This is a genomic window from Rhizobium lusitanum (genome assembly GCF_014189535.1).
Taxonomy (GTDB): domain Bacteria; phylum Pseudomonadota; class Alphaproteobacteria; order Rhizobiales; family Rhizobiaceae; genus Rhizobium; species Rhizobium lusitanum_C.
The window spans coordinates 1223266-1245190 of sequence record NZ_CP050307.1 but is presented as its reverse complement, the minus strand read 5'-3'; the positions used below and the strand labels follow the sequence as shown (position 1 = coordinate 1245190).

The following is a 21925-nucleotide window of genomic DNA, read 5'->3' as shown; positions in this document are numbered from 1 at the left end:
TTGACCTCAAAAGCGTTCACGTGGGTAGTTTCTGTAGGAATATTACGGCGATTCCGCAAGAAAATAACCGCCATGAGGACAATCTGACGAGTTTCTGAGAGTTTTTACTAAGCGCCTGCCCGTAGAATTTGACGGGTTAAAGCTGTTTTTGATCACCATCAGCTCCGTCGCTGGCGGCATCCCAGCTCCCGGTCATCAGCGAACTGGGCGACCAGCCGTTCTCATGGAATTTCCAGCGCAGCGGCAACGCACCCGGACGGCGGATAATCCTGTGTGGCGTGAAGCGCCACAGCCTTTCCGCGCCCTGAAAGCTGGCGATCTCCGGCGAATCCAGAACGACCTTTGCCTCGCCGGTGAGTTGCAGCAGTTCGCCGCGGTCGAAATCAGCAAAGACCAGCCCGGCCTTCGGATTGAGGACGAAATTGCCGAGCGTGTTGAAGAACAGGTTGCCGGCAAAATCCGGAACGGTCAGGACGCCGTCACCGCCGACCCGCACAAAACCAGCTTTGCCGCCGCGATGAGACACGTCCACCTGTCTTTGCCCGCCCTCGCGATCCACATAGGAGGCAACGAAGAAGGTGTCGGCGCCGGCGATCATCTCCTTTGCCCTGGTGTCAAGTTCGGTCAGATGCAACGCCAACTGATCCGTCCGTTCAGACGGATCGCGGACGAAGGTGAAGTCCCGCAGCTGGATATATCTAGGACAATTGCCGAAAGCCTGATCGACGTTGACTTCAAAGCCATTGTCTCCGTGCCGGCTGATCGTGCCGTTGAGCCGGTTGCGCCGGCGCGTATGAAGCTCGATCCCCAGCATGCCGATAGCGCTGCCATCCTCCATGCCCGCATCGGCGGGATCGGCCGGGTCACGGGTAAGGTCGAGACTCAGCGTATGGATGTCCGGACTATGCAGAAAGCCAGGACGGGCGGCCCGCAGCGTCGCCCAGGCGTCGCCTGTAGCATCGACGCTGCCAAGCACGATGAACGGCAGTTGCGGGTAGAAGTCGCGGTGCTGATCGATCAGGTGATCGCGCAGCACGCGCTGGCCGATTTCACTCATTCGTTCCGCCACGCCAGCCGTTTCCTGCAGGGCGATTTCCCCGGCATGCCAGGGAGAGTCATTTTCGGCTTTGTCGGCGGTGAACATGATCTGACCTTTCAAAACATGGGGAGGTTCAACGTTTCCGGGGTGGTTCTCAGGCTGCGTCGGCAATGCCGATCTGGGTCTTCTGGAAGGGGTAGAAACCCGGAAGGGCTTCGAGGCGGGCAAGCCATGCGGTGACGTTGTGGTACCGAAAGCGGTCGACATTGCCCTCCGGCGCGCGGGCGATGTAGCTATAGAGCGCGACGTCGGCGATCGTTGGGTGATCGGCCGCGATCCATCGGCGGCTGGCAAGCTCAGCGTCGATCAGCGTCAGGATGGCATGGGCGCGAGCGATCACCTCATCGGCATCGAACTTGGCGCCGAAGACGGTGACAAGGCGTGCAGCACAAGGGCCGTAGGCGATTTGACCGGAGGCCACGGAGAGCCAGCGCTGTACGGCGGCAGCACCAGCCGCGTCTTCCGGCAGCCAGCTCTTTTCAGCGTATGTCTTGGCGAGATAGACCAGGATGGCGATGGAGTCTGGCACGATGACACCGTCGTCTTCCAGCACTGGAACTTGCCCGAAAGGATTGAGCGCCAGGAATTCCGGCGTCTTGTGCGCGGCTTTAGCGAGATCGACCTCGACGATATCGGCGCTAACACCGATCAACGAGAGGAACAGGCGGGCGCGGTGGGAATGGCCAGACAGCGGATGGGAATAGAGCTTCATGTTTTAGTCTCCGGGTTGCGGGATGGGCCGGACCCAAAGATGATTGTTCCCACCTGAGAACAGAAGTACGATAGTGAACAAGAAACTATTCCAGAATACGAAATAATCTCGCTTACGGCAGGAGAGACCATTGGATAGGCTGCAATGCATGAAGGTGCTGGTGAAGGTGGCCGATGCCGGTAGTTTCGCCGATGCGGCGCGGCAGCTGCACATAAGCCCGCCGGTCGTGACCCGTGCTGTCGCCTTTCTCGAAGAGGTGACCGGCGCGCGGCTGTTCCTGCGCTCGACGCGTTCGGTGAAACTGACGGCGCAGGGCCGTCACTATGTCGAGGATTGTCGCCGTATTCTCAGCGATATCGATGAGGCCGAGGCCTCGGCTGGGGGCTCTTACGCGACGCCCTCCGGCATGTTGACCGTCACGGCGCCGGTGCTGTTCGGGCAATATTACGTAATGCCCATCGTCACAGCGTTTCTGGCCCTGCATCCGGCGGTCACAGGCCGCGTGCTGCTGTTCGATCGCATCGTCAATCTGGTGGAAGAGGGGATCGATGTCGCCGTGCGCATCGGCCGCCTGCCGGATTCCAGCTACAATGCTACCAAGGTCGGCACCGTGCGCCGTGTCGTTTGTGGCGCGCCATCCTATTTCGAGCGCAATGGCGTCCCGCAGACCCCCGCCGATCTCGTCGGCCACACGATCATTGCAAACACCGGTTCATCCGCGCGGCTCGATTGGCATTTTGGTCTCGAGGGCAAGTTCTCTCCTGCTCTCCATCCGCGTTTGTTCTGCAACTCGGTCGAAGCCTCGATTTCGGCGGCATCGAGCGGTTGGGGCCTGGCACGCGCACTTTCCTATCAGGTTGCAAAACCAATTGCGGAGGATCGATTGCGCATTATTCTGGAGGATTTCGAGGAGGAACCGTTGCCGATCCATGTCGTGCATCCCGAGGGCCGGCACGTCTCTGCGAAGACGCGAGCCTTTGTCGACTTTGCCGTGGAACAACTGCGCTTTCGATAATTGCCACGCGATATACGGCAACACCGAATATCGATGTACCGCGTTTCGTTGCCTATTTGATTGGAGGGAGTGCCGTTTCTATGAGATCGGTCGCGATGATCATTTTTCCTGGGGTGCAGGCCCTCGACGTCTCCGGTCCGCTGGATGTATTCGTCGAAGCGAATGCGTTCATCGCGGCGGGCGCCGGATATCGCGTGACCTTGATTGGCCCTGAGCGGCAGCCGTTCCGCGCCTCGAACGGCATGCTTCTGGCGCCGGACATTACCTATGAGGAGGTGCAGCCCGGCTTCGATATGGTGTTGGTTGCAGGAGGGCCGGAGCTTCCCGCAGCAGCACCCGACCCACGAATGATCGCCTGTCTGCACAGGATCGTCGGCGCGGCCGCACGCTATGGTTCGATCTGTACCGGTGCCTTCGCGCTTGGTCATGCGGGACTTCTTGCGGGCCGGCGGGTAACCACCCACTGGCAGAACGCGCCGGTTCTGGCACGGATGTTTCCCGAGGCGAATGTAGATTTCGATCGAATTTATATCCGCGATGGCGCGCTTCTGACTTCTGCTGGCGTCACTGCGGGCATCGATCTTGGCCTTGCCATCATCAATGAGGATCATGGCGCTCCTGTCGCGCTCGCCGTTGCCAAACGCCTTGTCGTCGTTGCACAGCGGCAAGGCGGCCAGTCGCAGTTTAGCCCCTACATTGCGGCGCCGGCGGAAGAGGGCTCCCCGATCGCCAAGGTCTATCAGCATGTCATGGCGCATCTGCCTGACCGCCTCTCGGTTTCCGATCTCGCGGAACGGGCAGGCATGAGCCCGCGGAGTTTCGCGCGTACTTTCGTGCAGCAGGCTCAGACGACGCCGGCCGAATTTGTTGAACAGGCGCGCGTCGATGCGGCACGCAATCTGCTGGAGGGAAGCGATCTTGCGCTGAAAGCCGTCGCCTTCGAATGCGGCTTCGGCAACGTTCAGCGCATGCGGCAGGTCTTTGCGAAGCGTCTGGGCGTGACGCCAAACCAATATCGAGCGAGTTTCAGGCGGAGCTAGGCGTGGCCCGCGGACACCATGTCCTGCGGGCCTTTGGTTGGGATCAGCTATCCCAGGCCGAATCCATGATCATTTCGGCAAAATTCACTCGCTTGTAGGTCGGATCCATGCGCTCCAGCACGTCGGCCTTGACGTTGCCGAAGGTGGTGTCCGGCTTCTTGATCGTGCCGTAGCAGAAGGCCGAGAGAATGCCGTGCTTGAATTTCAGGCCGCGCGGATGGCAGGTGCAGACCTCATGGCGCTGCTCTTCGGTGAAATCATGATAGGCAATGCCGAGCACGTCCATCTCGACGCCGGCGGTGACGAGAGCGACTGTCGGGCGCTTGTGCTGCGGAATGCCGGGTGTTGTGTGCAATGCGATCGAATCCCAGACATCCTCGACATCGCGCTCGGATATGTCATAGGCCTTCAGAAAGTCACGAGCGGCGTTGGCGCCATCGACCTCGAAACGCTCGGTCTCGCTGGCGTGGGAGTCGAACAGGCCCATATCATGGAACATGGTGCCGATATACAGCAGTTCCGGATCGTATTTGAGCTTCTTGCGCTCTCCCGTCAGTGCGCCGAATAGAAAGACACGGCGGGAGTGGTGGTAGAGAAGGTCGGTTTCGGTGTCACGCACCAACTCCGTCGCCGCCTTTGCCATCTGGCTGTCCGGTATCCTGATTCCGGCGATAGTTTCGGTTGCCTGGGTCATGGTCAATTCTCCTTGTCGTGCCAATCAGCAGATGCGGAGATGATCGTGAAAGGTGCCTTTCAGCGCAATTGAAGCGATGCGTGGATTTCGGACAAAGGAGGCGTTTATTCTGCCAATGCCCGGAGCCAAGCTTCGCGGTAGTTTTGCAGACCCCGCAGCTCGGCCCGGATAGGCTGGCTCGCCATCGCAGCGGCTGGCCTGATGCCGGTCAGCAGCGCGGCGCCCTGGCTGGTCCCCGTCGAGCCGGGTAGGGCTACGACATCGGACCCCGTCAGCGCTGAAAGCGCTGAAAGATAGGCCCGGTTGAGGGCAAAAGGTCCTTCGACAAAAATCGGCCCCTTGGCGCCGATCAGACCGAGGCAGGCTTGCGTCATCAGCGCCAGATAAAGGCTGGCGGCGGCGAGCCGTTCCGCAGGGCTTACAGATGCATCACCGATCCAGCGCATTTTCTTGCCGGGGAAGGGGCCGGATCCCTCGACCACGTTTGGCAGCAGCATGAGGCCCTTGCCGATCACGGTCTCGAGCGAAGCTTCGATGGCATCGGGATCCGCCTGCCCGATTTCGCCCGCGAGAATCTCGAATTCTCGCCCGCCCATGAAGCGCGAGGAAGGGACCGCGCGGCCATAGGCATCGACATTGGCGAGCGCATCGCGTTTGGGATCGAGATGCTCGAGATCGCCGCCGACGGCGAAGCTGATTACCCAGGTGCCGGTCGATACGACAGCGAAGGGCGCCTCGTTCTCCACCAGATGCGGCAGCAGCGAGGCATTGGAATCGTGAATGCCGCAATGGACCGGAACCGGCGTATCCACGCCGATCTCCGTGGCGACCCTGGGCAGGACAGGTCCGAGAGCGTCGAAGGCCGAGCGGATCGGCACCATCAGGGGACGAATGTCGAGCGTATCGACGAGCGAGGAATAGGCTCCGGTCGTCGGATTCCAGAGATCGGTATGGCAGCCGAGCGAGGTTACCTCGTTGGCGGCGACGCCGGTCAGCCGGAAGGCCCAGTATTGCGGATAGGTAAGGATGGCGCGGGCACTGGCGAAATCATCAGGAAATTGGCTCTTCTGATAATGGATCTGCGCGCCGACATTGAGTCCGCCCGAAAGCTTCGGCGAAAAGGTCTCGCTGAAGGGTGGACGCAGGCGCTCATAAGCATCGCGCACGGCGTCCGGATAGGCGTGCTCGTAGTCGAGCACCGGCATGGCAAGACTGCCGTCTGCGGCAAGAAGCACGGCCGAGGCGCCATGGGTGGTGATCGATATCGCATCAAAGCCGGGTGTTTCAGCAAATCCCTTTAGTGCCGCGATCGCGAAATCCCACAGCCGCTCGATATCGTAGTGCGGATAGGGGCCAGTCTTCAGCGCGGTATTGGCGGTTCGCACGGCGGCGATCTCGGCGCCACTTTGTGCGTCGAGCACCACCACCTTGGCATTGGTCTTGCCGATGTCGAGAACGGCGATGCGGCGATAGGTTGGCGTAGCGGTCATGGCAGATGAAAGACCGTGACGAGATCGCTCTGAACGGGCGAGTTGTCGGGGTTGGTGGCCATGATATCGGCCATATGCGCCCACCATTTCTTCATGACGGGGTGGTTTGGAAGGCTCGCTAGCGTGTGATCCCTGGGTCGCGTGAGGACGCCGAATAGCGTGTTGGTCTCGCGGTCGAGATGGATGGAATAGTCGCTGGCACCGGCCTGATGCAGTAGCTCGACCAGTTCCGGCCAGATCTCGTCATGGCGCTTCCGGTACTCGGCTTCCATGCCGGGATTGAGCGTCATCTTGAAAGCGTGGCGTTCGAGAGATGCGGTCATTTGGAGCTCATGGTCTTGATGCGTTTTGCGACGATCGGCAGGGCGATGGTTATGATCAGGAGCAGGCCGATGAAGATCGACATGACGATGCCGGGTACGTTGAGCAGGCCGAGGCCGAAGGTCACAAGACCCATGACGAAGGCGGCGATGACGACGCCGCCGATCGTACCGGAGCCGCCGAGGATCGAGACGCCACCGAGGACGACCATGGTCACGACTTCCAGCTCCCAGCCGAGCGCGATCGATGGTCGCGTCGAGCCGAGGCGTGAGGTGAGGCACACGGCGGCGATGCCGCTCATCAGGCCGGTCAGCAGGAACAGGATGAATTTGACCCGCTCGACCGGGATGCCGGAGAAGCGCGCGGCGAAATCATTATTGCCGATCGTATAGACCTGCCGGCCGAAATTGGTGGCATGCAGCACGATCGCGAAGATGATTGCCAGCACGATGAAGAGGACGAATTCGAAGGAGAACACCCAGACGACATAGCCCTGGCCGAAATAGGCGAAGCTGTCGGGATAATTGCCGTAAGCCTGGTCGCCGAGCACAATATAGGAAATGCCGCGAAACAGGCTCATCGTGCCGATGGTGACGACGATCGAGGGCAGTTTCAGCCCGGAGACGAGGAAGCCGTTGAAGAGGCCGCAGAGCAATCCGACCCCGAGCCCGATGGCAACGAGGCCGACCGTATCGACGCCTGCCTGTGCGGCAGCGCCCATGGCGGTCGAGGCAAGCGCGATGATGGCGGCAACCGAAAGGTCGATTTCGCCGGCGATGACCAGCAGCGCCATGGCAAAGGCGATCATTGCCTTCTCAGTGAAATTGAACGTTGCGTCCGAGAGATTATACGGATCGAGGAAGTAGGGTGACGCCAGCGAATTGAAAATGAAGATCGCGATGGCGACACCGAGCAACAGCACCTCCCAGCTGGCCAGTATCCGTTTGAACGGCGTGCCGAGACGATCGGGAATGCTGCGCTTTTCCGTAGGGGCTTCTGAAACGATGCTCATGCGGTGACCTCCTTGATCGAGGCTTCTTTCGCCGCCTGATCCCGAAGGATGATGCGGCCGCGATTGCGTTCACGCCGGGCGTTGAAGACAACGGCGAAGATGATGACGGTTCCGGAGATCGCCATCTGCGTGAACGGCGAAATGCCGATGACGGGAAGGGCGTTCTTGATCACACCGAGGAACAGCGCGCCGAGCACGGTACCGGCGACTGAGCCAACGCCTCCGGCAATCGAGATGCCGCCGATGACGCAGGCGGCGACGCTGTCGAGCTCGAAACCATTGGCGATGTCGACATAGGCGACGGCGTAGCGCGACACCCAGAGATAGCCGCAAAGACCCGCCAGCGCCCCCGATAGCACGAAGGCAAGGAAGCGCGTCCAGCCGACATCGATGCCGGCATAGACCGCCGCGACCGGATTACCGCCGCTGGCATAGGCCGAGCGACCGAAGCGTGTATAGCGCAGCACGAAATACATCATCAGCACGATGGCAATGCCGATCCAGGCAAGCACGGGCAGGCCGAGCAGAGGCGTGCGCGGTACGCTGAGGAATTCCGGCGTGAACTGATGGGCGTTGACCCAGGCGCCGCCGGACAGCACGAAGGCCATCCCGCGATAGATGGTCAGCGTGCCGAGCGTCACGACGATCGGCGGGATTTCCAGCGCCCAGACGAGATAGCCGTTGATGGCGCCGAGCGCCGCGCCCATGCCGATGGCGGTGATCACCAGGATGATCAGCGGCAGGTCGGGATAAGCGGCGTTCAGCATCGCAACAGCCATGCCGGTGAAGGCGAGATTGGCGGCGACGGAAAGATCGATCGATTTCGTCAGGATGACGGTCATCTGCGCCAGCGCCAGGATGATCAGGATAGAGGTGTCGTTGAAGATGTTGGCGAGATTGCTAGGCTCGGCAAAGCCGGCCGCGCGCGTCGCAAAGCCCGCGATCATCACGATGATGATGGCAAAAAGCAGCGTTTCGCGTCTTTTGAGGATGCGTGGCATCCAATCCTCCCTATGCATTGCCCGTGGCGGCGCGAACCAGCGTTTCCGGTGTCAGCCCCTCGCGATCGAAGAGGCCGGCCGATAGCCCCTCCTTCATCACCAGAACCCGGTCCGACATGCCGATGATTTCGGGAAGTTCGGAGGAGATCATGATGATGCTGAGGCCTTCCGCTGCCAGTTCGCTGATGAAGCCGTGAACGGCGGCCTTGGAGCCGATGTCGATACCCTTGGTCGGCTCGTCGAGGATGATGATCTTCGGCTGCGTCGCCAGCCATTTGCCGATGACAACCTTCTGCTGGTTGCCACCTGACAGCGTGCCGACCGGCACCGACAAGGCGGCGGCGCGCAGGTCCAGCCGTTCGGCATATTTGCGGGCGAGCGCGAACTCGTCGGCTGCCTTCAGGAAGCCTTTGCGCGAGGTGCGTCCGAGCGACGGCAGCGACATGTTCTGATAAATCGGCATCGGCAGCGCCAGACCGTGACGGCCGCGCTCCTCCGGTACGTAGACGATACCGGCGCGGATGGCATCCTGCGGCGAATGGATACGGATGTCCTCGCCGTTCAGCGTCAGCTTACCGGAGAGCGGTCTGGTGATGCCGAACAGTGATTGACAGAGCTCGGAGCGACCAGCGCCGATCAAGCCGTAGACGCCAAGGATTTCGCCACGGCGCAGCTTGAAGGAAATGTCGCGGAATTCGGTGCGGTGGCAATAGTTGGCGACTTCGAGCACGGTATCGCCGATGGCGACTTGTACCTTTGGGAAAGCATCCTTCACGTCGCGTCCGACCATCATGCGGACGATCTCGCCCTGCGGCGTCTCCTTGAGCCGGCCATTGCCAACAGCGCGGCCGTCACGGAAGACGACGAAATTATCGGCGATTTCATAGACTTCGTCGAACTTGTGGCTGATGAAGAGGATGGCTTTGCCCTGGGCCTTCAGGTTGCCGACGATCCGGAAAAGGTCGTCGATTTCCTTGCGGGAAAGAGCCGCGGTTGGCTCATCCATGATGACGATGCGGGCCTCGATCGACAGCGCGCGGGCGATCGCCACGAGATGGCGCTGCGCGATGGAGAGGTCCTTCAGGCGGATCGACGGATCGATGGTGCTTTCCAGCGATTCCAGCAACAGCCGTGCCCGGCTGTTCATCGTCTTCCAGTCGATGGTGCGGAATTTCGTGCGCGGCGCGTGGCCAAGAAAGATGTTTTCGGCGACCGTCAGCTCGTCGAAGAGCACGGTTTCCTGGTGAATGGCGGTGACGCCGGCGTCGATGGCGGCCTGGGCGTTATGAAACGTGGTCGGCTTGCCGTCGACGAGAACTTCACCTTCGTTCGGGCGATAGATGCCGGTGAGAATCTTGACGAGCGTCGACTTGCCGGCGCCGTTTTCGCCGATAAGCGCGGTGACCTTGCCGGGGTAGAGCGAGATGCTGACGCCGTCGAGCGCCTTCACGCCGGGAAAGATCTGCGAAATGCCGCGCATTTCCAGAATGGCTGTACTGTCCACCATTGGCGTACCTGTGGCGGGTCGTTGAAGGACTGTGGTCATCAGCAATGTACCGAATAGGGTGAAACCAAGTCCGGCGGCCGAGGCCGCCGGAAAGCTGCGAACGAGGCTTTGATCAGAAAACCTTGGAGAACTGATCGATATTCGTAGCGTTGTAGACGAAGGGATCGGCCATGGCGGCTTCGCTGTCTTCGCCGACCTTGATCTTGCCCATGCGGCCGGCATTGATCTCGCTGCCCGGCTTGCCGGTGGTTTCACCCTTGACGAGGCGATAAGCGATCTGGGTTGCCGAGTAGCCGAGGTCGATCGGGTTCCAGATCGCGAATTCCTTCGTCGCACCCGACTTGATGGCGCCGGCCATTTCTGACGGGAGGCCGAGACCGGTCACGTAGACCTTGCCGATCTTGCCGGCATCCTTGACGGCCTGCGAGGCGGCCAGCACGCCGACGGTGGTCGGAGCGACGATGACCTTTACTTCCGGATGCGAGGTCAGAAGGCCCTGGGCTTCGCGGTAGCTCTTGTCCGAGAGGTCATCACCATAGACGGTGGTGACGAGGTTGAGGCCCGGGAAGTCCTTCAGCTGCTTCTTCATCTCGCCGATCCAGATGTTCTGGTTGGTCGAGGTGGTGGTGGCCGACAGGATGGCGAAATCGCCCTTGCCGCCGTCAAGATGATCCTTGGCGAGCGTCAGGCACATCTTGCCGATCAGCGCGTTCGAAGACGGGTTCAGCTGCAGGATGCGGCCGGCCTTTGCAACGCCGGAATCCCAGGAAATGACCTTGATGCCGCGCTGCGTTGCCTTCTTCAGGGCAGGGACGACGGCGTCCGGATCATTGGCGGAGATGGCGATGGCGTCGACGCCCTGCGCGATCAGCGAATTGATGACTTCGATCTGGCCTTCAGCCGTCGTCGAGGTCGGGCCGGTATAGATCACCTGGACGCCGCCGAGTTCCTTGGCAGCTTCCTGTGCGCCCTTGTTGGCCGCTTCGAAGAAGCCGTTGCCGAGCGACTTCACCACGAGGCCGATCTTGATGTCCTTCGCACTTGCCGTGCTGGCCATCAGTGCCGCGGCGAGCGCTACGCCAACCGCCAGTTTCTTTGCAATATTCATGTCTCTTCCTCCCAAAGTTGATAGGCTATGCTCACTCCGCAACAGCCGCGAACCTCACGCGACTGATGGGGAATCCTCCTCTTCGACCTGTGCCGAAATGCTTGTTATGATCAGTGATACGCCCGCGTTCTCGATCATCCTTACGGTCTCCGCTGAAATGCCGTCGTCGGTGATGATGGTCGTCACCTGTTCGAGCGGACACAGAATCAGGCTGGAGCGCTGCTTGAACTTGCTGGAATCGACCATGACGATCAGTTCGTCGGCCTGGCGCATCAGCTTCTGCTCGCTCTGGATCAGCAACGCGTCCGCCTCCATGATGCCGAGCGGGCCGACGCCCTGGGCACCGATGAACATGCGCCGCGCGTAGAAATTCCGGGTCGTGTCATTGTCGAAGGGTGACAGGATCAGGCTTTGCTCGCGATAGATCGCGCCGCCTGGAACCGTCACCGTGTTTTTCGAATGCTTGACCAGATGTTCGGCGATCGCGAAGGAATTGGTCATCACCTGCAGCCGGAAGGCTGAGATATAGTGGACGAGCTGGAATGTCGTCGTGCCGCCATTGATGATGATGGCGTCGCCCGGATTGCACAATTCGGCGGCCTTGCGCGCTATTGCGCGTTTCTTATCGATATTGACGCCTTCTGAAACACGGAAGGGTCGGCCGGCCAGATTGCCGAGCTGCGGGGGATGGATCGATTCGGCGCCGCCACGCACGCGCCGGATCTTTCCCTGTACATGCAGGGCTGCGATATCACGGCGGATCGTCGCTTCAGAGGCCTCGGTCAATTCAGAGATATCCTGAATCGTCACGACAGGTTTTTCCTGTACGGCGCTCAAAATAATGCGATGGCGTTCGCGTTCGTGCATCGGTTCCTCCTTGTTGGCGGTTATTCCGTAAATATGGCAAGGTGTCAATCATAAACGATCATAAACTTTCATACTGCACCGCAGCATTATTGAATATGATCGTTTTCGATTGACAAAACGACTCTACGTGAGCGATATCCTGATCGTAACGGCGTAATTCCGTGGTTTCGGTGCGCTTGCAAATGAAGATTCTATGGGAGGATGACATGACGGCTGAGGTTCGACTTCTGGACAATCGTTGGGATGACGCTTATGCGGCCAAGCTCGACGAGCCGGGCAAGTTGCTCTACCGCTCCAATCTGCTTGGCGCCGACAAGCGTATCACCAATTACGGTGGCGGCAACACGTCGGCCAAGGTCATGGAAACCGACCCGCTGACCGGCGAGAAGGTCAAGATCCTGTGGGTCAAGGGCTCCGGCGGCGATGTCGGCACCATCAAGCTCGACGGCTTCGCAACGCTTTATCAGGACAAGCTCGACAGCCTGAAGAGCATCTACAAGGGTGTTGCCGACGAGGATCGCATGGTCGGCTTCCTGCCGCATTGCACCTACAATCTCAATGCCCGCGCCGCTTCCATCGACACGCCGCTGCACGGTTTCGTGCCATTTACCCATGTCGACCACATGCACCCGGACGCGATCATCGCGATTGCCGCCGCCAAGAATTCCCGCGAACTGACCCGCGAAATCTTCGGTGACGACATTGGCTGGCTACCCTGGCGCCGTCCGGGCTTCCAGCTCGGCCTCGATCTCGAAGCCTTCGTCAAGGCGCATCCGAATTCCAAGGGCGTTGTGCTTGAAAGCCACGGCCTGTTCACCTGGGCCAACGATGCTAAGGATTGCTACGAGCTGACGCTTGCGATCATCAACAAGGCCATTCAATGGTTTGCGGCAAAGACCGAAGGCAAGACCATCTTCGGTGGCGCTGTTGCTCAGAGCCTGCCGCAAGCGGAACGCCGCGCGATCGCCGCACGGCTGATGCCGGAAATCCGCGGCCGCATCGGCAAGGCGGAGCGCAAGCTCGGTCATTTCGACGATCAGGATGCCGTGCTCGACTTCGTCAATTCCAGGGATCTGCGTCCGCTCGGCGCGCTCGGCACCAGCTGCCCGGACCATTTCCTGCGCACCAAGATCCGCCCGCTGATCGTCGATTTCGATCCGGCCAAGCCGGATGCCAATGCGGTGATCGCCGGTCTCGACAAGGCGCTGGAAGATTATCGCGCCGATTACGCCCGCTATTACAATGACTGCAAGCACGACAATTCGCCCGCCATGCGTGATCCTAATCCGGTGATCTTCCTGGTGCCGGGCGTCGGCCTGCTGTCCTTTGCCCGCGACAAGGCGACGGCGCGCATTGCCGGCGAGTTTTACGTCAACGCCATCAACGTCATGCGTGGCGCTTCCACCGTCTCCGAATATCAGGGGCTGCCGGAGCAGGAGGCCTTCGACATCGAATATTGGCTGCTGGAAGAGGCAAAGCTGCAGCGCATGCCGAAGCCGAAGAGCCTTGCCGGCCGCGTCGCCTTCGTCACCGGTGGTGCCGGCGGCATCGGCCGCGCCACAGCGGCGCGTCTGGTGGACGAGGGTGCCTGCGTCGTGCTGGCTGACATCGACCAGGCGGCACTTGAGAACACGCAGGCCGACTTCGCCAAGAGATACGGCGCCGACGCTGTGCGCAGCGTCAGGCTCGACGTGACCAAGGAAGAGGGGGTCATTTCCTCCTTCGCCGAAGCCTGCGTCGAGTTCGGCGGTATCGATATCCTCGTCTCCAATGCCGGCATTGCTTCCTCAGCGCCAATCGAAAGCACCGAGCTTTCGATGTGGAACCGCAATATTGACATTCTCGCCACCGGCTATTTCCTCGTCTCGCGCGAGGCCTTCCGGCTCTTCCGCCGTCAGAACATCGGCGGCAATGTCGTCTTCGTCGCTTCGAAGAATGGTCTAGCGTCATCGCCGAACGCCGCCGCCTATTGCACGGCCAAGGCCGCGGAGATTCATCTGGCGCGCTGCCTGGCGCTTGAAGGTGCGGATGCGGGCATTCGCGTCAACACGGTCAATCCCGATGCGGTCCTGCGCGGCTCGAAGATCTGGAACGGCGAATGGCGCGAGCAGCGCGCTGCCTCGTCGAAGATCGAGGTGGATGATCTTGAGGAACACTACCGCAAGCGTTCCATGCTGAAGCTCAATGTCTTCCCGGAGGATATTGCCGAGGCGATCTATTTCCTGGCTTCGGACCTTTCCGCCAAGTCGACCGGCAATATCATTAACGTCGACGCCGGCAACGCGCAGAGCTTTACGCGGTAGTTAGCGAGGAAGTGGCAGCCTCAGGGCCACCCTCGTGGTTCGAGGCCCTGCCGCATTCGCTCCACTCTTGCGGCCGCGCACCTCACCATGAGGGTTGAGTAGCGATTGCGGAGATCAGCCCTCACCCTGAGGCCCGTAGGGCCCTCGAAGGGCGAGGGCGGGTGGTGGCCTGCAGGGTGATCGCACTTTAATGTTTCGAATGACGTATCTGGGAGGAAAGAATGGCTGAGTTTAGAATCGCGCCGGATCTGGTCGCTATTGAAAATGAAAAGCGCGCCGTCGCGCTCAAATCCGATTATGAGGCGCTGGGCGCAAATCTCGCCCGTCGTGGCGTCGATATCGAAGCCGTAACGAAGAAGGTTTCCGAATTCTTCGTCGCCATTCCCTCCTGGGGCGTCGGCACGGGCGGCACGCGCTTTGCCCGCTTTCCGGGCACCGGTGAGCCGCGCGGCATTTTCGACAAGCTCGACGATTGCGCCGTCATCAACCAGTTGACGCGCGCAACGCCGACCGTTTCGCTGCATATCCCCTGGGACAAGGCAGATGTCCGGGAAATCAAGGCAAAGGGCGATGTGCTTGGCCTCGGCTTCGACGCCATGAACTCCAACACCTTCTCCGACGCCGCTGGCCAGGCACATTCCTACAAATACGGCTCGCTTAGCCATGTCGACGCGGCAACCCGTGCGCAGGCCGTCGAGCATAATCTCGAATGCATCGAGATCGGCAAGGCCATCGGTTCCAAGGCGCTGACCGTCTGGGTCGGCGACGGCTCGAATTTCCCCGGCCAGAGCAATTTCACCAGGGCATTCGAGCGCTATCTCGCCGCCATGGCGGACATCTACAAGGCGCTGCCGGACGACTGGCGGCTGTTTTCCGAACACAAGATGTACGAGCCGGCTTTCTATTCCAGTGTCGTGCAGGATTGGGGAACCAACTACCTGATCGCGCAGACGCTCGGCCCGAAAGCCCAGTGCCTCGTCGATCTCGGCCATCACGCGCCGAACACCAATATCGAGATGATCGTCGCCCGCCTGATCCAGTTCGGCAAGCTCGGCGGCTTCCACTTCAACGATTCGAAATATGGCGACGACGATCTCGACGCCGGCGCGATCGAGCCCTACCGCCTGTTCCTTGTCTTCAACGAACTGATCGATGCGGAGCAGCGCGGCGTCAACGACTTCAATCCGGCGCATATGATCGACCAGTCGCACAATGTCACTGATCCGATCGAAAGCCTGATCTCCAGCGCCAACGAAATCCGCCGGGCCTACGCGCAGGCGCTGATCGTCGACCGCAAGGCACTGGCGGAATATCAGGATGCCAATGACGCGCTGATGGCGTCCGACACGTTGAAGCGGGCCTATCGAGCCGATGTCGAGCCGATCCTCGCCGAAGCCCGCCGTCGTACAGGCGGCGCCATCGATCCGGTCGCGGCTTATCGCGCGAGTGGTTATCGCGGGAAGGTCGCAAGCGAGCGTCCGGCTTCCGTTGGTGGGAGCGGCGGGATTATCTGAAGAACTAAAGTTCCGGCGGATTGGCGAAGGGATCTAGAGAGCGGATGTCCATCAGCCGGAAGTGCCTCAGGTTTCGGGTGAGAACCGTGTAATCATGCCGCAAAGCCGTTGCGGCAATGGCTGCATCTTCGAACCCGGGATCTCCACCACGTCCTACCGCTTGGTCGAATAGCCGGCCGGCAATCCGTGCCGTTGCCGTATCGAGTGCCAGGATACGTTCGCCATAGAGATGAAGGGTCAGTTCCAGCCATTCGCCAAGCAAGCCGGCTTTCTTGCTGGCACCTGTCCGCTGGGCTTTGGCAATCCCAATTTCTATTTCAGCAACGGTCACGGTGGATAGGAAAAACCGATCGGCATGGGCTGCGATCCATGCCCTGGTCGCCTGAGACAGCAAATCTTGGGCACGTAGTGGCGATGTCGCGGAGATAATATTCGTATCCAGAAGATACATTAGATATCGTCACCGCGTAGCAAACGGCCTGGCTTGCGCAGGGGTAGGTCGTCGTCTTCGAGCGGCGCATTGGTTAGCAACCAACCGAAAGACGGAACCTGCTTCAGCTTCTGATATTCGTCATAGGAAATGACAACGGCGGTGCGTTCGCCATGGCGGGTGATGATTGCCGCGTTGCCGCTGAGAGCGTCATCGACAACGGCGGAAAGTGTTGCCTTCGCGTCCTTTAGCTGAATTTCTCTCATAGGTCACCTATATGACTACTGTGGTCATAATATAAAACTGACCTGAAGTCCCGTCAATATGCCGACAGCAATCGAGTAATCCGACGAGAAGGGGTGCCGGACGGATGGCGCGCGAAGCGGAAATTACTTCCTGGCCCAGATTTAAACGGTCTGGCTGATCAGCCTACGATACTCACGCTCTGGCACGCCATAGGAGCTTCCTGCAAGGGCCTCCAGGCCGGCGCGATCTCTAATTGTGACGAAGCCGCGTTGGGAGAGGACAAGGTGCTTTCCCTCAAGAACGTGCAGGGTTGTCGTGACACTTTGCCGGCGGACCGCAAGCATGACGGCAAGAAAGTCATGGGTCAGGTCAATCTTGTCGCCGTCAGTGCGATCGTGGCACATCAGAAGCCAACGCGCCAAGCGCTGCTCGATCTGGTCTGCCGCGTTCGAGAATGCGGTATAGGCCGTTTGAATTGACGCAGCCTGGACGTATCTCAAAAGCAGATTGCGCAGCTCAAGCCGATCGCTTGCAGCTGCCATGATGTAGGCGTTCTGGATGCGATATCCCGTGCCAGCAACCTGCATGAATATCGAGAAGGGTGCTGAGTCGGCCCCTTGAAGGGCAACGGTGGGGGAAAATCCCTCGCGGCCGAAGATGCCTATCTCGGCGCTCTTTCCGTCGGGCGCGCGGACGACGACCGATCCGATCCCTGTTTCGAGAAAATAGATATAGTCGCTGATCCTATCAGGCGTTGCGATCATAAACCGTTTTGGAAGATCAATGCACTCGAGATGAAGCGCAATATGATCGAAGTCCTGATCGGACAAGGACCTTAAAAGTGTATTGCGAATCTCTGATTTTTTAGGCGGGGACATGCTCTCTCCTCGTAAGGGCAAGAGCAATCGGGTCTCCCAGTCGGCCGCGCCAGTGAAGTCTGCAGCCGATCAATAATCCTAGTCTCTGATAGTGTTCGATTTATGTTCATCGAAAAAAATGCGCAAGCTGGCCTGGAGTCTCTGCACGATATCGCACATAAAAAGTATATTAAGACAGAGGCCGCTGCCAATGTGAAATTCTCGGACAATGCTTGGGCACGCCTGGCCTAAACACGCCGCGACATCACAACCATAAATCGTCATATGCCAGAAAACAAAGTAACTTAGATAAAAATTTCTGCGGTTTCTTACCGGTATCCTGCAGTAAAAGTTTTTGGCTGCGATCGTGTTTTGTAGGTTTATGCGCCGAACTCGATTTAATTCGGCCGAAGATATGTACTTTTGTCCGGTATAGGACAAAGATGATTTGAGCCTTTTGGGGGAGGCTCAGAGTTATCTCCTTCGTCACCGCAATGACGAGGGAGATAACTCTACTCGGGAGAGGTGATTCGTGTGTTGTTCGGCCTCGTGCAATGGGCTCAGCGCGGCGCTATCAGGCGATATGAGCAACCCGGACTGGGCATCACACTATCTATCTGAAATTGGTTTGTATGGGGCCACGGCCACGTTCGTCATGCACCTCTTCGATCAGGCGCGAGCTCAGCACGAAAATTGCCGTGACATCCTCCGCCAAACTCAATAACCGAGAGCGACCCCGTCCTTGCGATGGTCGGAAGCACCGAGCAGGACGCCGCGTTCGTGATCGATCATGATCGCCTGCGCGCCGCCGATCGGCTCGTCTGCCCATTCGGCGACATGGCCGCGCCGTTCGAGATCCCGCTTCGTCTCTTCCGAAATTGTCGGTTCCAGCGACAGCTTGCCGCCAAAGCAGAAGCTGCGCGGCTGGTCGCTTGCCTGTTGCGGATCGAGATCGCGGTCGAGGATTTGTGTCAGCATATGGGCATGGCCGGCCGCCTGATATTGTCCGCCCATGACGCCGAAGCTCATGCGCACCTTGCCATTCTCCATCAGCATCGCCGGGATGATGGTGTGGAAGGGCAGCTTGCCGGGGCCGATGGCGTTCGGATGTCCTTGCTTGACGACGAAGCCCGCGCCGCGGTTCTGCAGCAGCACGCCGGAGCGTGGCGCGTAGATGCCGCTGCCGAAGGGCATGAAGACCGAGTTGATCAGCGAGATCGCATTGCCGTCGCGATCGACCACGGAGACATAGACCGTGTCCCTGTGTGTCGGCCCATCCCAGATAGAGGCATCGGCGGCGCGTTCAAGGCTGATTTTCACGCGCATGGCAGCGATCGAGCGGTCGGACAGCAATTCGTCGATGTCGAAGGTCAGATAATCCGGATCGCTGATCAACTGGTCGCGCATGGCATAGCCGGCCTTGGTGGCCTCGGCATGCAGATGGATACGATCTGCCTCCGAGAGCTTGGGATCGCGCAGATCGAAGCCGTCGAGGATGCGGGTGATCAACAGGGCGGCCAGTCCCTGGCCATTCGGAGGGCACTCGATGAGATCGCGGCCGCGGAACTTGCCGGAGATCGGTGTGGTCTCAAACGCCTTATAGTCGGCGAAATCGCTTTCCTCATGCAGACCGCCGAGCGATTGCAGAACCTGGGTGATCTCCTCGGCCACCTGACCACGATAGAAGGCATCGCGACCGTCCCTGGCGACGGCTTTCAGCGTGGCGGCCAACGCCGGATTGGTCATGCGTTCGCCGGTCCGTGGCGCCCGGCCATCCGGCAGGAAATAGGCTGATGAGGCGGGGTGTTTGGCGACGCGGTCGCTGTAGCGATCCCAGTCGAGTTCGACGCGCGGCGTGATGCAATAGCCCTCTTCAGCTGCTGCGATCGCCGGCGCGAGAACGCGGCCCATATCGAACCGACCGTAGGCGCCGATCAGCCGGCACCAGGCATCGATGGCGCCTGGAATCGTCACCGCATGCGGGCTGTCGTCGGGAATGGCGGTGAAGCCCTTTTCGAGGAAATAATCGAGTTTCGCCTTTTGCGGCGCGCGGCCGGATCCGTTGAGCGCCACCGGCATGCCGCCGGCTGCGCTATAAAGGGCGAAGCAGTCGCCGCCGATGCCGGTCATGTGCGGGTCGATGACGGATTGCAGCGCGACTGCGGCAACCGCTGCATCCACCGCGCTGCCACCGGCACGCAGGATGTCGACGGCTGCAAGCGTTGCCAGCGGATGCGAAGTTGCCGCCATGCCCCTGTCGGAAACGGCGACCGAACGGCCCGGCTTGAAAAAATCCCGCTGCTGCATGTCTCTCAACGTCCTCTGTTCGTCCTATCCGCCTCCGCGAACGATCGCGGCCTTTCTATCGTTTTAAGGTGTTTTTTCCATCATGGAACCCTTGCCGTGCTCGCCGCGTCCGGGAATTTCGAACAATGTCGTGCGAAACCGGTCAAGTGCCGCAGCAATGGCGCCGATCAGGCCGGCTTTGCTGCCAAGCGGACTGATGGTGCAGGATAGCGGCACCGGCACGCAGCGCGACAGATAGAAGCTGATCCGCTCGACCAGTTCGGGCCGGGCTCCCACGCTGCCTCCGAAAATCACCCTTTCCGGATCGACCACGGCAGCAATGGCGACGAGCGATGTGGCGACGAGGCGCGCCACTTCGTCGATCACGATAGCGGCGGCCGGGTCATCCTTGCGCTCGAACATTTCGCGCACGCTGAGGCCGGGCGTACCGCCGAGCGCTTCATAACGACCACGAATGGCGATGCTGCCGATCGACGATTCGAGCGCGCCGGCCGCGAAACTGCGGGAATCGAAAGGATCGGCGCCGATCGGCAGCGTGGAGATTTCGCCGGCCGCTCCACGCGCGCCGCGGATAAGGCGGCCTTCATTGATGATGCCCATGCCGATACCGGTGCCAAGCGCTACAAAGACGAAATTGTCGATGCTGCGGCCATCACCGCGCCACTGCTCGCCAAGGGCGCCCAGATTGACGTCGTTGTCGATGAGGATGTCGTGACCAAGCCTGTCGCGGAGACTATCCTCAAGGGCCAATTCCGTCAGGCTGGGGATATTCGGCACCATCGCCAATTGCCGGGTCTTCGGATGGATGGCGCCGGGAATGCCGATCGCGCCCATTTCCACGGATTTTGCGGCAATGCCGGATTTTTGCAGCAGTGCTTCATGCATGCGCACGATCTGGTCGATGACGTGGCCGCCGCCGCGCGCATCCGTGCCCTCCTTGATCTCGCCAAGAATGGAACCTGTGAGGTCGGCCAGCGCGGCATGGATCTTGGTGCCTCCAACATCTGCGCCGAAGACGAAAGCCTTGTGCGGCTCCAGCTCATAAGTGACCGCGCTTCGGCCAACCGTGCCCTGGGTGCGGCCGGTGACGCGCAGCCAGCCCTCTGTCTCCAGATCGCGAACGATCTCGGACATGCTCTGCTTCGAGAGCCCCGTCAGCCGCGCCAGTTCGGCACGGGATACGGGCGCGGTTTCGAAGATGGCGCGCAATACTGTGCGCGATGTGATCTGCCGGGTGTGGGGAACAGAGGTTGATATAGTCATCGTCGCCAATTCGTCAATTTTTCAAACAAACTATGACAATTAAATAAGGCGTCAAGACCGGGATTCGTAATTTTCAGGGGGATTGCGTCACTTCGCGGTGCTCTTTTGGTGAGTTTTCTTTACTAAATTGATGGCTGGGCGCTGTTCGCGGTTTTAAAGCGGCCATGACGGCATGCGTCGTCGGTTGTATTTTCGGGGTAGCCGAGGCGCTGGAATTGAGTATTGTCGGTGGGGATGAGGGTCTTGCTTGTGCTGTTGAAGAAGGTCCTGGAGGGAATATCTCGCTCGCTGAGGGCGTGGTAATTATTGAGGAAAATCACCATGACGATTGATATTGACGGTTTTGCCGGGCGTCTGAAACGTCGGGAAAATGGCGGTATGATTTCTGCCTGGATTGGCACGCCCGATCCATTGCTCGTCAATCACCTGTCGCAGGAAGATTTCGATGCGGTCGTGCTCGATATGCAGCATGGCATGTGGGATATGGCGTCCGCCGCCAATGGTATCGCCCAGGTGCGGTTGGCCGGCAAACCGGCGATCGGGCGCATCCCCGTCGGCGATTTCGCCTCGGCCTCGCGGCTTCTGGATGCCGGCGCTTCCGGTATCATCGCGCCGATGATCAATTCCGCCGATGATGCCCGCGCCCTCGTCAAGGCAACGAAATATCCGCCGCTCGGCGAGCGGAGCTGGGGACCATCGCTCGCCCTCAACCATTTTGGCATCGCGCCTGACGATTATCTGCAGCGCGGCAACAGTCTGACGGTCACGATCGCCATGGTAGAGACCCGCATGGCACTCGACGCCATCGACGAGATTCTCACTGTCGATGGCATCGACGGCATTTTCGTCGGCCCGGCCGATCTCTCCATCGCGCTATCGAACGGCGCGCGGCTTGCCCCTGATAGTGCCGCAATCGATCAGGCGATGGCGCATGCGCTTGCGCGCTGCCGCGCCCACGGCAAGTTGATCTGCGCCTTCGGCAGCGATGGCGAGCGCGCCGGACAATATTTGAAGCTCGGTCTCGATCTGGTGATCGCTGGCGCAGAGACGGCACAACTGCGCACAGGCGCCCGCACCGCGATTGCCGCCGCGCGTAAACTCGCCGCGTCCTGATTGGATTTGCCGGGACCGGGGCTCCG

20 protein-coding genes are annotated in these 21925 nt (G+C 60.0%); 5 read left to right on the top strand and 15 right to left on the bottom strand.

The window, feature by feature from the left end:
- Window positions 1-136 precede the first annotated feature (136 nt).
- Window positions 137-1144, bottom strand: a complete 1008-nt coding sequence (locus HB780_RS08770; RefSeq protein ID WP_183686929.1) for a pyridoxamine 5'-phosphate oxidase family protein — start codon at window positions 1142-1144, stop codon at window positions 137-139.
- Window positions 1145-1193: 49 nt separating this feature from the next.
- On the bottom strand, window positions 1194-1811 hold the full coding sequence (locus HB780_RS08765; protein WP_183686927.1) for a glutathione S-transferase family protein: 618 nt from the start codon (window positions 1809-1811) through the stop codon (window positions 1194-1196).
- A gap of 148 nt (window positions 1812-1959) precedes the next feature.
- Here HB780_RS08765 and HB780_RS08760 point away from each other — a divergent pair, with 148 nt between their 5' ends.
- Together HB780_RS08760 and HB780_RS08755 are read left to right on the top strand one after the other, a co-directional pair.
- Window positions 1960-2826: a LysR family transcriptional regulator gene (locus HB780_RS08760; protein WP_183689661.1), complete on the top strand. Its 867-nt coding sequence runs from the start codon at window positions 1960-1962 to the stop codon at window positions 2824-2826.
- 80 nt (window positions 2827-2906) lie between these two features.
- Entirely contained in the window at window positions 2907-3866 is a 960-nt protein-coding gene (locus tag HB780_RS08755) for a GlxA family transcriptional regulator (RefSeq protein WP_183686925.1), read from the top strand.
- Window positions 3867-3909: 43 nt separating this feature from the next.
- On the opposite strand, the gene HB780_RS08750 is transcribed toward HB780_RS08755, so the two are convergent.
- From HB780_RS08750 to HB780_RS08715, 8 genes are all read right to left on the bottom strand, one after another.
- Window positions 3910-4560 (bottom strand): HD domain-containing protein, encoded by a 651-nt coding sequence (locus HB780_RS08750; protein ID WP_183686923.1) that lies wholly within the window; start codon window positions 4558-4560, stop codon window positions 3910-3912.
- A 104-nt stretch (window positions 4561-4664) separates the two neighbouring features.
- Window positions 4665-6050: an FGGY-family carbohydrate kinase gene (locus HB780_RS08745; protein WP_183686921.1), complete on the bottom strand. Its 1386-nt coding sequence runs from the start codon at window positions 6048-6050 to the stop codon at window positions 4665-4667.
- Window positions 6047-6373, bottom strand: coding sequence for an L-rhamnose mutarotase (gene rhaM, locus HB780_RS08740; protein WP_183686919.1), 327 nt, complete (start codon window positions 6371-6373; stop codon window positions 6047-6049). Before rhaM ends, HB780_RS08745 begins: the two co-directional genes overlap by 4 nt.
- Window positions 6370-7383 (bottom strand): ABC transporter permease, encoded by a 1014-nt coding sequence (locus HB780_RS08735; RefSeq protein ID WP_183686917.1) that lies wholly within the window; start codon window positions 7381-7383, stop codon window positions 6370-6372. The genes rhaM and HB780_RS08735 overlap by 4 nt, the downstream gene beginning before the upstream one ends.
- On the bottom strand, window positions 7380-8384 hold the full coding sequence (locus HB780_RS08730; protein WP_183686915.1) for an ABC transporter permease: 1005 nt from the start codon (window positions 8382-8384) through the stop codon (window positions 7380-7382). Before HB780_RS08730 ends, HB780_RS08735 begins: the two co-directional genes overlap by 4 nt.
- A gap of 10 nt (window positions 8385-8394) precedes the next feature.
- Window positions 8395-9930, bottom strand: coding sequence for a sugar ABC transporter ATP-binding protein (locus HB780_RS08725; RefSeq protein WP_183686913.1), 1536 nt, complete (start codon window positions 9928-9930; stop codon window positions 8395-8397).
- A 73-nt stretch (window positions 9931-10003) separates the two neighbouring features.
- Window positions 10004-10999 (bottom strand): rhamnose ABC transporter substrate-binding protein, encoded by a 996-nt coding sequence (rhaS, locus tag HB780_RS08720; protein ID WP_183686911.1) that lies wholly within the window; start codon window positions 10997-10999, stop codon window positions 10004-10006.
- A 54-nt stretch (window positions 11000-11053) separates the two neighbouring features.
- Window positions 11054-11866, bottom strand: coding sequence for a DeoR/GlpR family DNA-binding transcription regulator (locus HB780_RS08715; RefSeq protein WP_183686909.1), 813 nt, complete (start codon window positions 11864-11866; stop codon window positions 11054-11056).
- Between the two features lie 206 nt (window positions 11867-12072).
- On the opposite strand from HB780_RS08715, the gene HB780_RS08710 reads away from it, so the two are divergent.
- Both HB780_RS08710 and rhaI read left to right on the top strand, forming a co-directional pair.
- Complete coding sequence (locus HB780_RS08710; protein WP_183686907.1) at window positions 12073-14169, top strand: bifunctional rhamnulose-1-phosphate aldolase/short-chain dehydrogenase; 2097 nt, start codon at window positions 12073-12075, stop codon at window positions 14167-14169.
- 221 nt (window positions 14170-14390) lie between these two features.
- Window positions 14391-15683, top strand: coding sequence for an L-rhamnose catabolism isomerase (rhaI, locus tag HB780_RS08705; protein WP_183686905.1), 1293 nt, complete (start codon window positions 14391-14393; stop codon window positions 15681-15683).
- A gap of 4 nt (window positions 15684-15687) precedes the next feature.
- Here the strand turns inward: rhaI and HB780_RS08700 are convergent, their stop codons facing one another.
- The 5 genes from HB780_RS08700 to HB780_RS08680 all read right to left on the bottom strand — a co-directional run bounded on the left by HB780_RS08700 (window position 15688) and on the right by HB780_RS08680 (window position 20786).
- Window positions 15688-16134, bottom strand: a complete 447-nt coding sequence (locus HB780_RS08700; protein ID WP_183686904.1) for a type II toxin-antitoxin system VapC family toxin — start codon at window positions 16132-16134, stop codon at window positions 15688-15690.
- Window positions 16134-16379 carry a type II toxin-antitoxin system Phd/YefM family antitoxin gene (locus HB780_RS08695; RefSeq protein ID WP_183686902.1) on the bottom strand — a complete coding sequence of 82 codons (246 nt, stop codon included), beginning with the start codon at window positions 16377-16379 and terminating at the stop codon, window positions 16134-16136. The genes HB780_RS08700 and HB780_RS08695 overlap by 1 nt, the downstream gene beginning before the upstream one ends.
- A gap of 141 nt (window positions 16380-16520) precedes the next feature.
- Window positions 16521-17264, bottom strand: coding sequence for a Crp/Fnr family transcriptional regulator (locus HB780_RS08690; RefSeq protein WP_353622949.1), 744 nt, complete (start codon window positions 17262-17264; stop codon window positions 16521-16523).
- A 669-nt stretch (window positions 17265-17933) separates the two neighbouring features.
- Window positions 17934-19523, bottom strand: a complete 1590-nt coding sequence (gene ggt / locus HB780_RS08685) for a gamma-glutamyltransferase (protein WP_183686900.1) — start codon at window positions 19521-19523, stop codon at window positions 17934-17936.
- Window positions 19524-19586: 63 nt separating this feature from the next.
- Window positions 19587-20786: an ROK family transcriptional regulator gene (locus tag HB780_RS08680; protein ID WP_183686898.1), complete on the bottom strand. Its 1200-nt coding sequence runs from the start codon at window positions 20784-20786 to the stop codon at window positions 19587-19589.
- Between the two features lie 321 nt (window positions 20787-21107).
- Here HB780_RS08680 and HB780_RS08675 point away from each other — a divergent pair, with 321 nt between their 5' ends.
- Window positions 21108-21899 carry an HpcH/HpaI aldolase family protein gene (locus tag HB780_RS08675; RefSeq protein WP_183686896.1) on the top strand — a complete coding sequence of 264 codons (792 nt, stop codon included), beginning with the start codon at window positions 21108-21110 and terminating at the stop codon, window positions 21897-21899.
- Window positions 21900-21925 lie beyond the last annotated feature (26 nt).

Bases quoted from the DNA above. Each gene is read 5' to 3' on its own strand.
- ggt (WP_183686900.1), bottom strand. From the start codon at position 19,523: ATGCAGCAGCGGGATTTTTTCAAGCCGGGCCGTTCGGTCGCCGTTTCC.
- HB780_RS08715 (WP_183686909.1), bottom strand. From the start codon at position 11,866: ATGCACGAACGCGAACGCCATCGCATTATTTTGAGCGCCGTACAGGAA.
- HB780_RS08735 (WP_183686917.1), bottom strand. From the start codon at position 7,383: ATGAGCATCGTTTCAGAAGCCCCTACGGAAAAGCGCAGCATTCCCGAT.
- HB780_RS08770 (WP_183686929.1), bottom strand. From the start codon at position 1,144: ATGTTCACCGCCGACAAAGCCGAAAATGACTCTCCCTGGCATGCCGGG.
- HB780_RS08675 (WP_183686896.1), top strand. From the start codon at position 21,108: ATGACGATTGATATTGACGGTTTTGCCGGGCGTCTGAAACGTCGGGAA.
- HB780_RS08680 (WP_183686898.1), bottom strand. From the start codon at position 20,786: ATGACTATATCAACCTCTGTTCCCCACACCCGGCAGATCACATCGCGC.
- HB780_RS08730 (WP_183686915.1), bottom strand. From the start codon at position 8,384: ATGCCACGCATCCTCAAAAGACGCGAAACGCTGCTTTTTGCCATCATC.
- HB780_RS08725 (WP_183686913.1), bottom strand. From the start codon at position 9,930: ATGACCACAGTCCTTCAACGACCCGCCACAGGTACGCCAATGGTGGAC.
- rhaM (WP_183686919.1), bottom strand. From the start codon at position 6,373: ATGACCGCATCTCTCGAACGCCACGCTTTCAAGATGACGCTCAATCCC.
- HB780_RS08695 (WP_183686902.1), bottom strand. From the start codon at position 16,379: ATGAGAGAAATTCAGCTAAAGGACGCGAAGGCAACACTTTCCGCCGTT.
- HB780_RS08745 (WP_183686921.1), bottom strand. From the start codon at position 6,050: ATGACCGCTACGCCAACCTATCGCCGCATCGCCGTTCTCGACATCGGC.
- rhaI (WP_183686905.1), top strand. From the start codon at position 14,391: ATGGCTGAGTTTAGAATCGCGCCGGATCTGGTCGCTATTGAAAATGAA.
- HB780_RS08700 (WP_183686904.1), bottom strand. From the start codon at position 16,134: ATGTATCTTCTGGATACGAATATTATCTCCGCGACATCGCCACTACGT.
- HB780_RS08765 (WP_183686927.1), bottom strand. From the start codon at position 1,811: ATGAAGCTCTATTCCCATCCGCTGTCTGGCCATTCCCACCGCGCCCGC.
- rhaS (WP_183686911.1), bottom strand. From the start codon at position 10,999: ATGAATATTGCAAAGAAACTGGCGGTTGGCGTAGCGCTCGCCGCGGCA.
- HB780_RS08710 (WP_183686907.1), top strand. From the start codon at position 12,073: ATGACGGCTGAGGTTCGACTTCTGGACAATCGTTGGGATGACGCTTAT.
- HB780_RS08755 (WP_183686925.1), top strand. From the start codon at position 2,907: ATGAGATCGGTCGCGATGATCATTTTTCCTGGGGTGCAGGCCCTCGAC.
- HB780_RS08760 (WP_183689661.1), top strand. From the start codon at position 1,960: ATGAAGGTGCTGGTGAAGGTGGCCGATGCCGGTAGTTTCGCCGATGCG.
- HB780_RS08750 (WP_183686923.1), bottom strand. From the start codon at position 4,560: ATGACCCAGGCAACCGAAACTATCGCCGGAATCAGGATACCGGACAGC.